Annotated in this window: 11 protein-coding genes and 3 pseudogenes; 11 read left to right on the top strand and 3 right to left on the bottom strand. The window is 71.3% G+C overall.

What is annotated here, in order from left to right:
• Nucleotides 1-13 precede the first annotated feature (13 nt).
• From ORI94_RS12485 to ORI94_RS12465, 5 genes and pseudogenes are all read left to right on the top strand, one after another.
• Nucleotides 14-862 (top strand): annotated as a pseudogene (locus tag ORI94_RS12485) (M20/M25/M40 family metallo-hydrolase); the annotation flags it as partial.
• 158 nt (nucleotides 863-1020) lie between these two features.
• Nucleotides 1021-1977 carry an NAD(+) diphosphatase gene (nudC, locus tag ORI94_RS12480; RefSeq protein ID WP_266074590.1) on the top strand — a complete coding sequence of 319 codons (957 nt, stop codon included), beginning with the start codon at nucleotides 1021-1023 and terminating at the stop codon, nucleotides 1975-1977.
• A gap of 11 nt (nucleotides 1978-1988) precedes the next feature.
• Nucleotides 1989-2135 (top strand): VOC family protein, encoded by a 147-nt coding sequence (locus ORI94_RS12475; protein WP_266074589.1) that lies wholly within the window; start codon nucleotides 1989-1991, stop codon nucleotides 2133-2135.
• Between the two features lie 24 nt (nucleotides 2136-2159).
• Nucleotides 2160-2552: pseudogene (locus ORI94_RS12470) on the top strand (recombinase family protein); the annotation flags it as partial.
• 156 nt (nucleotides 2553-2708) lie between these two features.
• Nucleotides 2709-3506, top strand: a complete 798-nt coding sequence (locus tag ORI94_RS12465) for a hypothetical protein (protein ID WP_266074587.1) — start codon at nucleotides 2709-2711, stop codon at nucleotides 3504-3506.
• 173 nt (nucleotides 3507-3679) lie between these two features.
• Here the strand turns inward: ORI94_RS12465 and ORI94_RS12460 are convergent, their stop codons facing one another.
• Nucleotides 3680-3937, bottom strand: a complete 258-nt coding sequence (locus tag ORI94_RS12460) for a mycoredoxin (protein ID WP_266074586.1) — start codon at nucleotides 3935-3937, stop codon at nucleotides 3680-3682.
• A 191-nt stretch (nucleotides 3938-4128) separates the two neighbouring features.
• Between ORI94_RS12460 and ORI94_RS12455 the strand changes: the two genes are divergently transcribed.
• The 4 genes from ORI94_RS12455 to ORI94_RS12440 all read left to right on the top strand — a co-directional run bounded on the left by ORI94_RS12455 (nucleotide 4129) and on the right by ORI94_RS12440 (nucleotide 7677).
• Nucleotides 4129-6336: an ATP-dependent DNA helicase UvrD2 gene (locus ORI94_RS12455; protein WP_266074585.1), complete on the top strand. Its 2208-nt coding sequence runs from the start codon at nucleotides 4129-4131 to the stop codon at nucleotides 6334-6336.
• Nucleotides 6337-6501: 165 nt separating this feature from the next.
• A complete protein-coding gene (locus tag ORI94_RS12450) occupies nucleotides 6502-6816 on the top strand; it encodes a hypothetical protein (protein ID WP_266074584.1) in 315 nt (104 codons plus the stop codon).
• A gap of 172 nt (nucleotides 6817-6988) precedes the next feature.
• Nucleotides 6989-7357, top strand: a complete 369-nt coding sequence (locus ORI94_RS12445) for a WhiB family transcriptional regulator (RefSeq protein WP_042172790.1) — start codon at nucleotides 6989-6991, stop codon at nucleotides 7355-7357.
• A complete protein-coding gene (locus ORI94_RS12440) occupies nucleotides 7354-7677 on the top strand; it encodes a hypothetical protein (protein WP_266074582.1) in 324 nt (107 codons plus the stop codon). The genes ORI94_RS12445 and ORI94_RS12440 overlap by 4 nt, the downstream gene beginning before the upstream one ends.
• 505 nt (nucleotides 7678-8182) lie before the next feature.
• Here ORI94_RS12440 and ORI94_RS12435 read toward each other — a convergent pair.
• Both ORI94_RS12435 and ORI94_RS12430 read right to left on the bottom strand, forming a co-directional pair.
• Nucleotides 8183-9547, bottom strand: a pseudogene (locus ORI94_RS12435) (ABC1 kinase family protein); the annotation flags it as partial.
• A complete protein-coding gene (locus tag ORI94_RS12430) occupies nucleotides 9540-10769 on the bottom strand; it encodes a TOMM precursor leader peptide-binding protein (RefSeq protein WP_266074581.1) in 1230 nt (409 codons plus the stop codon). The gene ORI94_RS12430 and the pseudogene ORI94_RS12435, both read right to left, overlap by 8 nt.
• Before the next feature lie 236 nt (nucleotides 10770-11005).
• On the opposite strand from ORI94_RS12430, the gene ORI94_RS12425 reads away from it, so the two are divergent.
• Nucleotides 11006-11602 (top strand): M48 family metallopeptidase, encoded by a 597-nt coding sequence (locus ORI94_RS12425; protein WP_266074580.1) that lies wholly within the window; start codon nucleotides 11006-11008, stop codon nucleotides 11600-11602.
• Nucleotides 11603-11739: 137 nt separating this feature from the next.
• Nucleotides 11740-13437: a TerD family protein gene (locus tag ORI94_RS12420; RefSeq protein ID WP_266074579.1), complete on the top strand. Its 1698-nt coding sequence runs from the start codon at nucleotides 11740-11742 to the stop codon at nucleotides 13435-13437.
• Nucleotides 13438-13440: the final 3 nt, after the last annotated feature.

The raw sequence follows: 13440 nt of genomic DNA, 5'->3' as shown, positions 1-13440 counted from the left end.
TAGGCTCGAGGCCATGAGCCAGCCCGTTGACAGTGCTGTCAGCGCCGTCCGCACGTACGTCGAACAGCACAGCGCCGCCTTCCTCGACGACCTCACCGAGTGGCTGCGCAGCCCCTCGGTGTCGGCCGGCCCCGATCACGCACCCGACGTGGGCCGCGGCGCCGACTGGCTCGCCGCCGCACTCACCGCGACCGGCTCCCCGACCACCGAGGTCTGGCCGACCCCCGGCGCCCCCGCCGTCTGCGCCGAACGGCCCTCCGTCGACCCCGGGGCGCCCACCGTGTTGGTCTACGGCCGCCAGGAGGTGCAGTCCGCCGTCCGCGAGGACGTGCAGTCCGCCGTCCGCGAGGACGGCCGGCACAGCGACCCCTTCGAACCCGTCGTCCGGGACAGCCGGCTGTACGCCCGCGGGGCGGCCGACGACAAGGGTCAGGTGTTCCTCCGCACCCTCGGCGTCCGGGCCCACCTCGCCACGACCGGCCGCACCGCCCCCGCAGTGCACCCGGAACTGCTGGTCGAGGGCGAGGAGGAACCCGGCTCACCCCACTTCCGGTCCCTCGTCGAGCGGCACGCGGACCGGCTCGCCGCCGACGCGGTGATCGTCTCCGACACCGGTATGCGGTCCGAGGACACCCCCACCGTGTGCACCGGCATGCGGGGCCTCGCCGAGTGCGAGATCCGGCTGCACGGCCCGGGCCGGGACCTCCACTCCGGTTCCTCCGGCGGCGCGGTGCCCGACCGGGCCACCTCCGTCGCCCGCCTGGTCGCCGCGCTGCACGACGAGCACGCGCGCGTGGCGGCCCCCGGCTTCCACGACGGTGTCGCCGAGCTCACCGACCGCGAACGCGAACTCCTCGCCGAACACTGGCGGCGCGTGCCCTGAACGCTTCCGGGCCGCCCGGCCCCGGCCGCCCGCGCGGGGCACACTGGAAGCACCCCGCCGCCGGGACCGGCCACCCCCGCCGTACGACCCGCCGACCCGACCGCCGACCGCCGATCCCATCCGTTTCACCGGGGGAGTTGGAAACACCCGTGACCACCTGGACCGACCACACCGCCGACCGCCCCGTCTCGCTCACCGCCCCGAACGGCATCAACCGCGCCGCCCACCACCGGCTCGACGAAGCATGGCTCGCGGCGGCCTGGAGCCACCCCTCGACGCGCTGCTTCGTGGTCTCCGGCGGCCAGGTCCTCATCGACGAAACGGCCGACGGCCGTACCGAACTCGTCATGACGCCCTCCTTCGAGGCGCCGCTCACCGAAGCACACCGCTACTTCCTGGGCATCGACGAGGACGGCGTCAGTTACTTCGCCCTGCAGAAGGACGCCCTGCCCGGCCGCATGGACGACTCCGCCCGCCCGGCCGGCCTGCGCGAGGCGGGCCTGCTCCTGTCGCCCCGCGACGCGGGCCTGATGGTGCACGCGGTAGCCCTGGAGAACTGGCAGCGTCTGCACCGCTTCTGCTCCCGCTGCGGCGAGCGCACCGTCATCGCCGCGGCCGGCCACATCCGCCGCTGCCAGGCCTGCGGAGCCGAGCACTACCCGCGCACCGACCCCGCGGTGATCATGTCCGTCGTCGACGACCAGGACCGCATCCTGCTCGGCCGCCAGGTCCACTGGCCCGAGGGCCGCTTCTCGACCCTCGCCGGCTTCGTCGAGCCGGGGGAGTCCATAGAGCAGTCGGTGCGCCGCGAGGTCCACGAGGAGGTCGGGATCAGCGTCGGCGAGGTCGAGTACGTCGCCAGCCAGCCCTGGCCGTTCCCCTCCAGCCTCATGCTGGGCTTCGTCGCCCGCGCCACCTCCACCGGCATCGACGTCGACGGTGACGAGATCCACGAAGCCCGCTGGTTCTCCCGTGACGAACTGGGCGCGGCCTTCGAATCCGGCGAGGTGCTCCCGCCCTACGGCATCTCGATCGCGGCCCGCCTGATCGAGCGCTGGTACGGCAAGCCCCTCCCGACCCGCACCGCTTTCTGACATGCGGACTCGTGGGTGAAGAACGCCTCGCAGCACTTGAGGCCGGGTGCGCACGGCTGGTCCCGCTCGGGGCGGTGCACGTGCGAACGCTGTATGACGGCAATGATTCGTGCATCCCGATGCTGGACATCGAGGGCAACGAGTTCTGCATCGACTGAGGGGACTGCGCCGGATCCGGCGACACCCTGTGCGTGTGGAAGCTCGACCGCTTCGCCCGGTCGCTCGTTGACCTTGTGACCACGGCCGACACCCTTCGAGAGCGGGATATCGGGTTCAAGGTGCTCACGGGTGCGCTGGCCAACATCGACCCTGGTACGGCGGACGGCCTTCTCATGCTTCAGGTGGTTGGCGCCATGGCGGAGTTCGAGCGCAGCCTCTTCGAGGAACGCACCCGCGCGGGACCGGACGCGGCCAAGGCGCAGGGGCGTACCGGCGGACTGCCGACTGCGGTGGATGAGGATGTGCTCACCGTGGCCCGTGCCAGAAAGGCGAAGGGTGAGAGGGGCAGCGCGATCGCCAAGGCGCTCGGGATCTCCCGTGCCACTCTGTACCGCCCCCTCGGCGAGAGCGTCTGAGGTAGGCGTACACAGTGCGTCCCGAACCAGGAGAGGCAGCGATGGCCCGCCGCCGGTGCCTGCTGCTCGCGCTCTCCGGGGCTTTCGCGACCGCAGTTCGGCTCCGGAGGGCGGTGGTCGCGAGCCGTGTCAGACCTGCGTGCAACACTGCGGGCCATGTCTCTCGCTGATCTCACTCTCGGCCAGTGGAGGTCCTTCGAACTGCCTACCGCGCGCCGCGTCGCCGAGGAAGCCGCTGGCTTGGTGGCCGGTCGGGTGACCCTCATCGAGACCACGGAGCACCTCGGTGCCCCGCTGCATCGCGTCCGGATCGAGCGGGACGAGCAGGAATTCGCTCTGATACCCGGAGGGCCGGTGCTCCTCGGCTTCGACCTGGACCGTTGGCAACCGACCCCGCAGCAGACTGCCGACTACGCCGAGAGCCTGGACCAGGGCTTCGGCTACGGACCCGACCTGCGGGCCCACCTCGCGCAGGTGCTCAGCCCCCGCCGGAGCGTCGTCTTGGCCACTGTGCTCATGGCTGTGGAGGACGAGAACCTGACCGGGTTGCCTGTTGACGTGTCGGCTGCTCTCGCGGCTCGTGGCCTGCGGATGCCGAGCTCCGACGAGTGGGAGCACGCTTGTGGGGCTGGGGCAGGGACTCTGTTTCGGTGGGGGAGCGACTGCCCCCTCGACCGCGTCCCGTACGGGGACCGCACCGGCCCGCAAAACCAGCTGAACGCCTTCGGCCTGCACATCGCCTACGACACCTACCGTACGGAGCTGACGAGCGACATTGCGGCGGTCCACGGCGGAGACGGTGGCGAGTCGGTGTGCGGCGGCTATGGTCACCTGCTCGCATGGCTGCCCCTGGCCACCTCCAACCGCAATCCGTTCATGGCCGAGTTTGTGTACGGCCCGGACGGTGAAGACCTTTGCGAGGACTTCTCCACCCGGCCCGTACTCACGCTCTGAACCGGTGGCCCGGCTGTCATGCGCCGGGGACTCCTGTCTGCGACGGCCGCCAAGCCGAGCGCTCGGTCCCGCTGCGTTCCTGCGAGGTGCGCAGAGCTTGACGCCGGGGTCTCCAGGGCACACAAAACCCCCGATCGGCGTCAGGCCGACCGGGGGTTTGCGTCTCGCGAGAGTCAGGCGCCGAGCGCCTGCTTCACCTGGGCGAGGCTCGGGTTCGTCATGACGACCTCAGTCCCACCGTTGGTGGGAACCACCTGAACCGTCGGAACCGTCTGGTTGCCACCGTTCGCCTTCTCCACGAAGGCCGCGGAGGCCGGGTCATGCTCGATGTTGATCTCGGTGTACGCGATGCCCTCGCGGTCCATCTGCCCCTTCAGACGGCGGCAGTATCCGCACCACGTGGTGCTGTACATCGTCACAGTGCCCGGCATGTCTCTCGCGCTCCTTCGGCGACTCGGGAAGTCCTCGCTGAGGGAAGGAACGTAGAGGGAAGCGCCGTCATTCCCAGGGGCCGTGGCCCGCCCACTGGTGTGATGTGATGCCTGCCGCATTGGTACGACTGTGTGGGCGCGCCTGTGGACAACCGGCTCAGCCCTCTCTGGCGACCTGGCAGCATGGCTGTGTGACAGCAGCAACGCACTCCCCTCTCTTCCCGCGGGTACCGGACTCGGCCGACGCGGTGCTCGAAGGGCTCGACCCCGAGCAGCGCGAGGTCGCCACCGCCCTGCACGGCCCGGTGTGTGTGCTGGCGGGCGCCGGTACCGGCAAGACCAGGGCGATCACCCACCGGATCGCCTACGGGGTGCGCGCCGGAATCCTCCAGCCCTCCAGCGTGCTCGCCGTCACCTTCACCAACCGTGCCGCAGGGGAGATGCGCGGCCGGCTGCGCCAGCTCGGTGCCGTAGGGGTCCAGGCCCGCACCTTCCACTCGGCGGCGCTCCGCCAGCTGCAGTACTTCTGGCCGAAAGCGGTCGGCGGCTCCCTGCCCCGGCTGGTCGACCGCAAGATCCAGCTCGTCGCCGACGCGGCCGCCGCCTGCCGCATCCGGCTCGACCGGGGCGAGCTGCGGGACGTCACCGCCGAGATCGAGTGGTCCAAGGTCACCCAGACCGTCCCCGCCGAATACCCGCCCGCCGCTGCCAAGGCCGCGCGGGAGGCGACCCGCGACCCCGCCGAGATCGCCCAGCTCTACGCCGCCTACGAGGACCTCAAGCGGGAGCGGGGGGTCATCGACTTCGAGGACGTGCTGCTGCTCACCGTGGCCGTGCTCCAGGACCGTCAGGACATCGCGGAACAGGTCCGCGCCCAGTACCAGCATTTCGTCGTCGACGAGTACCAGGACGTCAGCCCGCTCCAGCAGCGGCTGCTGGAGCTCTGGCTCGGTGACCGGGAGAACCTGTGCGTGGTCGGCGACGCCAGCCAGACGATCTACTCGTTCACGGGCGCGACCCCCGACCATCTGCTCGACTTCCGCACCCGGCATCCCGGTGCCACCGTCGTGAAACTGGTCCGCGACTACCGCTCGACCCCCCAGGTGGTCCGCCTCGCCAACGGCCTGCTCGCCCAGGCGCGCGGCCGTGCCGCCGACCACCGGCTGGAACTCGTCTCCCAGCGCGGCCCGGGACCCGATCCCGTCTTCACCGAGTACACCGACGAACCCGCGGAGGCCGAGGGCGCCGCGCGCCGGATCGGCGAACTGCTCGGTGCCGGTGTCCGGGCCAGCGAGATCGCCGTGCTGTTCCGTACGAACTCCCAGTCCGAGACCTACGAGCAGGCCCTCGCGGACGCCGGAGTCCCGTACCAGTTGCGGGGCGCCGAGCGCTTCTTCGACCGTCCGGAGGTGCGCAGGGCGAGCAGCGCCCTGCGCGCGGCGGCCCGTTTCGGCGGCAACGACAGCCTCCTCGACGACGTGGTCGACCTGCCCTCCCAGGTACGCGCCGTGCTGTCGGGCGAAGGGTGGACGGCGCAGCCGCCGGCGGGCTCGGGGGCGGTGCGGGAGCGCTGGGAGTCCTTGGCCGCTCTGGTGAACCTCGCCCGGGACTTCACCGCCGCGAGACCCGGAGCCACCCTCACCGATCTCGTCGCCGAGCTCGACGAGCGGGCCGGTGCCCAGCACGCCCCGACCGTGCAGGGCGTCACGCTCGCGTCGCTGCACTCGGCCAAGGGACTCGAGTGGGACGTCGTCTTCCTGGTCGGTGTCGCCGAGGGCATGATGCCGATCACCTACGCGAGGACCGACGAGCAGATCGAGGAGGAGCGCCGTCTCCTCTATGTAGGTGTCACCCGGGCACGGGAGCGTCTCCACGTCTCCTGGTCGCTCGCCCGGTCGCCCGGCGGCCGGGCGAGCCGTCGGCCCAGCCGTTTCCTCCACGGGCTGCGTTTTGGCCCGCCCGCCGCGGCCGGCCGGAACGGCGCGGGAGGCGTCGGTGGTGTGGAGCGTGGTGTGTCCGGGCCGGTGGCCGCTTCCGTGGCCCCGGGTCCGGGACGCAGACAGCGCAGCCCTGCCCGCTGCCGGGTCTGCGGGCGCACGCTGACGGACGCGGGCGAGATGAAGCTGATGCGCTGCGAGGACTGCCCCTCCGACATGGACGAGGGCGTCTACGAGCGGCTGCACGACTGGCGTGGCGAGCAGGCGCGGCGCAGCGGACAGCCCGCGTTCTGTGTCTTCACCGACAAGACGTTGATGGCCATCGCCGAGACCGTCCCCGAGGACGCGCCGGGGCTCGCCCGCATCCCCGGTGTGGGCAAGCGCAAGCTGGACCGCTACGGGGCCGACGTACTGGCCATCTGCGCCGGCGGGGACGGAGCGCAGGACAAGGAACAGGCCTGATTCCAACTCGTCGAGAAAATAGTTTGCGCAGGCCCCAGGAATCCCCATAGGTTCTCAGACACGAGAACAGCGGCCTTCTCGGAGGCCCTGATTCCGTGTTGTACTTGCATATCCGTTGGACCGGCTGACCCCGGTCCCCCGATGCGCCGAGAGGAGGCGAGTCCTGTGATCAGCATCAACACCAGCTCCATCGTCAAAATGACCGATCGCTCGGCCGTCTCCCTGTGCATTCTCGGCGCCTCGAATCAGGGCACCGGTCTGTCCGGCATCCCTGCCGCACGTCCGGCGTCCTCCGTCGCTCCCGCGGGCCTTGCCCTCTGTGAGCGCGATGAGCGACCGATCAAGGCACTGGAAGCGGTAGAGGCACAGGCGAGGGCCTATGCCTTTGCGGCGGCCGGTGCCGGATTCCGGAAGCAGACGACGCAGCACCACCTGATGTGGGCCTTCCGTGGGCCAGAACCCTGGAGTGATCCAGCCTGATTCGCTCAGGCCGGCGCCTTCAGGGCCGCGGAACCCCATCCGGGATCCGCGGCCCTTCTGTTTGTCCCCGAACGGGGACGGCGGACCGAAGCGCCTCGGAACAAGAGCAGGACCCGGTACCAGCCGCCACCCGGCCCACCGGCCGGAAACGACCAGACGAGGAAGACGAACCGTGCAACTCGAAGCGCACGCCACGTCCGTACCGCCTTCCGACACGATCCCCAAGCCCGGCTCCACGGAGGACCCGACCTTGACTCCGCTCACCGCGCTCACCGCGCTCGACGACGCCATCGAGAACCTCGGCGTGCCCGTCCCCTGCCGCTCCTACGACCCGGAGGTCTTCTTCGCCGAGTCGCCGGCGGACGTCGAGTACGCCAAGTCCCTCTGCCGCACCTGCCCGTTGATGGAGGCCTGCCTCGCCGGCGCCAAGGAGCGGCGTGAGCCGTGGGGCGTCTGGGGCGGTGAGCTGTTCGTCCAGGGCGTCGTGGTCGCCCGGAAGCGGCCGCGTGGCCGTCCGCGGAAGAACCCGGTCACGGCATGAACACCCCAGGAACGATCGACCGCCCCCTCACGCACGACCCCCAGAAGCAGGCCCCGATGATGCCGACCGCAGACGAGCCCGCAGGCTCCGCGACCGAAGACTTCACCACCCGTGGCGCGAACGACTCGCGTCAGAACAGGACCCGAGAGATGCAACTCATTCCAGAAGCCCTGGCCCGTGCGCATATGCACGAGCGCCTGCGAGAGGCCGAGCGGGAACGCCGGGTCACACACCTGGTGACCGCTCGCCGGATGCAGCGCCGCGCCGAGCGTGCCTCCCGGCGCGCCCGCCGCGCGCTCGCCATGGCCGTCATGCAGTAACCGATCCGACCGATCCGATGATCCGAACCAACGGATCAAGGTGATCCAGCCCGTCGTGGCCCTTTCCTCGGGGGCCGGTCCGTGCCGAACGGACCGGCCCCCGAGGTACGTCGCGCCGAGCACATGGTGCGGTGCGGGCCGTCCGGTGCGGCGTTGCCGTCGCCGGGTGACGAGCCACTCCGGTGTCGGTGGCGGCGGGCGCGGTCCGCGTTTCTCACCCCTGTGTCGCCGACGCCTCCTCCACCGGCTCGCCCACCTCGTCCTCGGCGGCCGCGTCCGAAGGCTTGGCCTCCGTGGTCTTCCCCTTCTTGTCCTTCCTCGCCGTGGGCTGCCGTTGCGCGGGCTTCTGCTTCGCCGGCTTCTGCTTCGCGGTCCTCCGGCCGGCAGGCTTCTCCTCCGGGGGCTCCTTCGTCAGGATCTCGTCCACCGCTTGCCTCGGCAGCAGCTCCCCGGCTTCCTCCGCTTCCCCTGTCTCCTCCGGTCCCGCTGTCTCCGGATCCGTCTCTTCCGCTTCCGCTGCTTGCGCTTCGTCCCTCTCCTCCGGGGCGAACCCCGGCAGCCACTCCCGCAGTTCGTCGCGCAGCCGTACCGTCCCGCCCAGCTGGCACAGCACGCCGATCGTGCTCAGAGTCACCCGGTGGATCAGCAGATACGCCGGGGGAAGGTTGAGCTGCTTGGCCAACTGGTATGCGGGGGAACGGGGGTCGCCGACGCGGGCTGCCTGACCGCGCATCCAGCCCCGGGTGAACGTGAACTCCTCGACCTGCGCCGGTTCGATGATCGGCAGGAGGTACTCGAGGACCGCGTCGGGATCCAGTTCGACGGTCTCCCTGATGAACCCCTCCGCGCACAGCATCTCGTGGACGGCCTCCGCCTCGCCGTCCAGCGTCATCCGCAGAGCCGCGCCGATGGGGGCCGGCAGCCCGCCCGGCAGCCGGTCGACCGTGCCGAAGTCCAGTACACCCAGACGCCAGTCGTCCTCGCCGTCCGGGCCGCCGGGCAGCAGACGGAAGTTGCCCGGATGCGGGTCGGCGTGCAGCAGTCCGGTGCGGGCCGGCCCGGAGAACAGGAAACGGGCGAGGAGCTGGCCGGCCCGGTCGCGTTGTTCCTCCGTGCCGTCCGAGATGACCTCCGACAGCGGGACGCCGTCCATCCACTCGGTGACCAGCACCTGCTCGCACTGGTGGACCACCGCCGGTACGAAGACATCGGGGTCGTCCGCGAACTCCTCGGCATGGGCCCGCTGGGCCTGGGCCTCCAGCCCGTAGTCCAGCTCCTCCGCGACCCGGTCCTTCAGCTCCGTGATCAGTGGCTTGACATCCATACCGGGAACCAGAGGCCCCAGCAGCCGGGCGAACCGGCTCAACTGGTTCAGGTCGGACAGCAAGGCCTCCCCGGCGCCCGGGTACTGCACCTTGACCGCCACTTCACGGCCGTCGTGCCACACCCCACGGTGCACCTGACCGATCGAGGCCGCGGCGGACGGCTTGTCCTCGAACTCCAGGAACAGGTCGGGCCAGTCCTCGCCGAGCTGCTCCTCCAGCACCGCGCGCACGGTCCGGGTCGGCATCGGCGGGGCGGCCTCCTGGAGTTTCGTCAGCGCCGCGCGGTAGGGCCCGGCGACCTCCTCGGGCAGGGCGGACTCGAAGACCGACAGGGCCTGGCCGAACTTCATCGCACCGCCCTTGAGCTCGCCGAGCACCTTGAACAGTTGCTCCGCGGTGCGCTGCTGCACCTCGCGGCCGACGAGCTCCGCGGACTCGCCCACGATCCGCTTGCCGAGCCCCCAGGTCGCCCGCCCGGCGAAGCCGAGCGGGAGCGCGGCCAGCTTGGCAGTCCGGGTGACCGCCTTCCGGGGAAGATCAGACATGAGCCCTCCAAGTCCTTGCCGGCCGCCCCGCGTCCGCCTGACGGCACACCTTCTTCGACGGCCCGTGCATGGCCATTGTCCCGTGCCTCCGGCCGTGCTCGGAGGTGTGGTGCTCCGACTCCGTTCTCGCAGTGTCCTGGTCCGCCGCTCCGCACGGACAGCCGGGATGGCTCCCGACCGGCCGCGCATGCCAGTGCAGACCCGGGAGGGAAGCCTCCCAGCGGGCACCGGCACTGGACGGAACATGGCCGTCCAGGAAGGCGAGCGCATGGGCACCGGCGAGTCCGGCCACGGTCGCGGCCAGGAGCAGATCACAGGCTCCCACCCGGCGCTGCTGCCCGGAACGCCATTGGGCGACCATACGCGGCCACGTCGGATCCCGGTCGGTCCTGTCCTCCTGGAGACAGCCCGCGCACCCTGTCTCACCGGGCAGGACGAACGGACCGACGACACCGGTCGCCTCCACCACGCCGGCGTAGAGATGGGGTGTTCCCGAGGCCGTCAGGGTCTCGGCCCCCGCCGGGTCCGGAGTGTGCACGGCGCTGTCGTCCCGTGGGGCGAAGATCACCAGGGAGAACCCGGGGGTGCCTTCCTCGGGCGGGGACTGAGCGGTCCGGCGCGGCGGCCGGTCCGGCGCGGCCCGGCGCACGGCACGGCGGGCCGCCTCGTCCCTGCGGTCGCCGACGGCTTCCGGGGGCAGCCCGCCCGGCGCGACGTCCCAGGGCTCGACCCGGCCGATGTCGCGCACGTCGACCTCGCCCACGCCGGCCCCGGACAGCAGTGCCGCCAGCATCGAGCCCACCCGGCCCGCGCCCCTCACCTGCACCCGCGCTCCGCTCCGCGCCGCGAGTCGTCCGAGCGCGTCGCCCGGCGCGGAGGTGGTCAGGGTCAGCGAGGCCAGGTCGGGGCGCAGCCGGTCGAGGACCTCCCGCTTCTCGCGCAGTGCGTCGGCGGCAGGGCCGCCGCCCCGGGAGTCGTCGAGCAGCCCGGCCCGGGACAGCCGAACCACGAGCCGGTCGACATGGCCGTCGGGCAGATCCATCCGCCGGCCCTCCTCGCGCAGACGATCGAGCCCGCGGGTGCCGTTGAGCAGGTCGAGGAAGCTGCCCGTGGCCGTGTCCATCGGCCCCAGGGTCAACGCGTGCGCGGGTGTCATCCCGAACTGCACGGTGTTGAGGTCGCGCCAGCCGCGCCGGAGCGCCGGCTTCACCATCGGATGCATGTCGGGTCCCCCGTGTGCCTGTGTGTCTTCGTGTGTTCCTGAACGGCAGCCGTCGTACCGACGGCTGCTCGCGGGCCGGTCGACGACTGCCAGCATGCCCGGATGCGAAGCGCCTTGCGGAAAGTTTTCCACAGGAAAGGTGATTGATCGCACAAATCCGTCGCATGGTGGGGGGATCGGGCACCGAAGCGTCCCGGAGCCGGGACTTCCCCGTGTGCAGCGGGTAACGTCGGGGCGTGCCCGCCGACCCACCGCACAGCGCCGCAGATCCACAGCGCAGCACGACGAGCCAGCCGACGAGGGGCTCACGGGCGAACGCGATCGAGGTCCGCAGGAGCGCCCGCCGGCGCAGAACGGTCTCCGCGTACCGCGAGGGCGATCGCACCGTGGTGCTCATCCCCGCCCGGATGTCCGAGGCGGAGGAGCAGCGCTGGGTGAACGTCATGCTCGACAAGCTGGCGGCCCAGGAGAGCAGGAGGGCGCTCGGGGACACCGAGCTGGCCGAGCGCGCCGAGCGGCTGTCGGCCCAGTACTTCGACGGACGGTCCCGGCCCCGCTCCGTACGCTGGGTGACCAACCAGAACACGCGCTGGGGTTCGTGCACGCCCTCCGAGGGCAGCATCCGCCTCTCGCACCGGCTGCAGGGCATGCCCGAGTACGTCGTCGACTACGTCCTCTGCCACGAACTGGCTCACCTGCTCGTGCCCGGGCACGGGCCCGGCTTCTGGCGCCTGCTGGAGGCGTATCCGAAGACGGAGCGGGCCCGGGGCTACCTTGAAGGAGTGGTCGCCGCCGCGCGGTCGCCCCACCCGCCGGAGGTCCGCGACGAGTGAGCGTCGCCCGAGGCGAGCGCCCCGCAGGGGGCAGCCGCGCGTTGTGTACCGGGTCTGTACCGACTTCATCCGATGTCCGGGTTTGCGGTTAGCCTGGCGCGACGCACTCACACCCGGGATGGGGGACGGTCGTACGCATGGCCAGGGAATTCCAACGCGGCCACAAGGCCAGGATCAGTGACCTCACCGCGGGCACGGATCTGTACGTAGGCGTGCAGATCTCCGGCCCCGGGCTCACCTTCGACATCAGCTGCTTCGGTCTCGACGGTGACGAACGGCTCTCGGACGACCGGTACTTCGTTTTCTTCAACCAGCCGAAGTCCCCCGAGGAGTCCCTTCAGCTGCTGGGCCCCCAGGCGGGCGACACGGAGTCCTTCCGAGTGACGCTGGACGCGATCCCGCAGCAGATCAAGAAGCTGTCCTTCACGGCGACGCTCGACGGCGCCGGACAGATGTCCCAGATCGGTCCCGGATACATCCGCATCGTCGCGGGCGGCGAGGAAGTGGCCCGCTATCCCTTCAACGGCTCGGAGTTCTCCACCGAGCGCGCGGTGATGCTGGGCGACTTCTACTTCAAGGACGTGTGGCGGTTCGCCGCCGTCGGCCAGGGTTTCGACGGCGGGCTCGACGCGCTGCTGAAGAACTTCGGCGGCGAGGTGGCCGAGGAGGAGCCCGCCGCTCCGCAGCAGCCGCAGCCGCAGGCCGGTGGTGCCGTCCCCGGCTTCGCCCCGCCCGCGTTCGGGGTTCCCGGCAACCCCGCACCCGCACCCGCGCCGCCTCCCGCACCCGCGCCGCAGCCTGCCGCGCAGGGATTCGCCCCTCCCCCCGGCGCCGCCCCGCCGCCCTCCGCGCCGCCGGTGCACGCCGCGCAGACGATCGTCGCGCCCCTGCACACTCCGCCCGGCGGTTCTCCCGTGCCGCCACCGTCTCCGGCGCCCGCCTTCGGCCAGCCCGCACCGAGCGCCCCGCCGCCCCCGGGCTACGGCGTGCAGCCGCACGCACCGCAGGCCCCCGCTCCGCCGCCGGGCCACGGTCGGCCGACACCCCCGCCGGGCTACGGCCAGCAGCAGCCGCCCGGGCAGATGCCGCCCGGGCAGATGCCGCCCGGACAGATGCCGGGTCAGCAGGCCCCCTACGGGGCACCGCAGGGGGCGCCCCGGGGAGTGCCGCAGAGCCCGGGTGTGCTCGGCGCGCTCCAGATGTTCAAGGAGACGCCCACCGGACAGCGCTGGACCGCTCAGAACCCGAAACTGGTCCGTGCCGACCTCGGCACGGACGGACAACCCGTGCTGGCCCGCCAGGGCAGCATGGTGCTCTACCAGGGCAAGGTCGACTTCAGCTACAAGGGCGCCGGGTTCAGCGGCCGTGTCGTCGGCAACGCGACCGGCCAGGAGATGCAGCTGATGCGCTGCACGGGCCAGGGCCAGGTGTTCTTCGCCGAGGACGCCACGATGCTGCATCCGATCGAGCTCCAGGGAGACGCCGTGTGCGTCTCCGCCGAGAGCGTCCTCGCCTTCGACGAGAGCCTCCAGTACGAGGTCCGCCGCATCGAGGGGCACGGCATTCCCGGCGGCGCACTGTTCACGATGCGGTTCCAGGGGACCGGCACCATTGTGGTCAAGACGCACGGTGTGCCCGTGGTCCTGCCGGTCACGCCCACCACCTTCGCCGACGCCAACGCCGTGGTCGCCTGGTCGGCCGCCTCCCAGGTGATCGTCTCCAGCCAGGTGCGGATGCGCCGCAACTCCTACCCCGGCGACACGGGGGAGAGCGTCAACCTCCAGTTCCGGGGCGCGCCCGGCAACTTCATCGTCGTCCAGCCGTACGAGATCTGAGGG

The sequence above is a fragment of the Streptomyces sp. NEAU-W12 genome, from assembly GCF_026242095.1.
GTDB lineage: Bacteria > Actinomycetota > Actinomycetes > Streptomycetales > Streptomycetaceae > Streptomyces.
The sequence above is the reverse complement of the archived record's forward strand: the minus strand, read 5'-3'. Positions and strand labels throughout refer to the sequence as shown.

Excerpts from the sequence above, each read along its gene's own strand:
- ORI94_RS12440 (WP_266074582.1), top strand. The coding sequence starts at position 7,354 with ATGAACACCCCAGGAACGATCGACCGCCCCCTCACGCACGACCCCCAG.
- ORI94_RS12460 (WP_266074586.1), bottom strand. The coding sequence starts at position 3,937 with ATGCCGGGCACTGTGACGATGTACAGCACCACGTGGTGCGGATACTGC.
- ORI94_RS12465 (WP_266074587.1), top strand. The coding sequence starts at position 2,709 with ATGTCTCTCGCTGATCTCACTCTCGGCCAGTGGAGGTCCTTCGAACTG.
- ORI94_RS12420 (WP_266074579.1), top strand. The coding sequence starts at position 11,740 with ATGGCCAGGGAATTCCAACGCGGCCACAAGGCCAGGATCAGTGACCTC.
- ORI94_RS12430 (WP_266074581.1), bottom strand. The coding sequence starts at position 10,769 with ATGCATCCGATGGTGAAGCCGGCGCTCCGGCGCGGCTGGCGCGACCTC.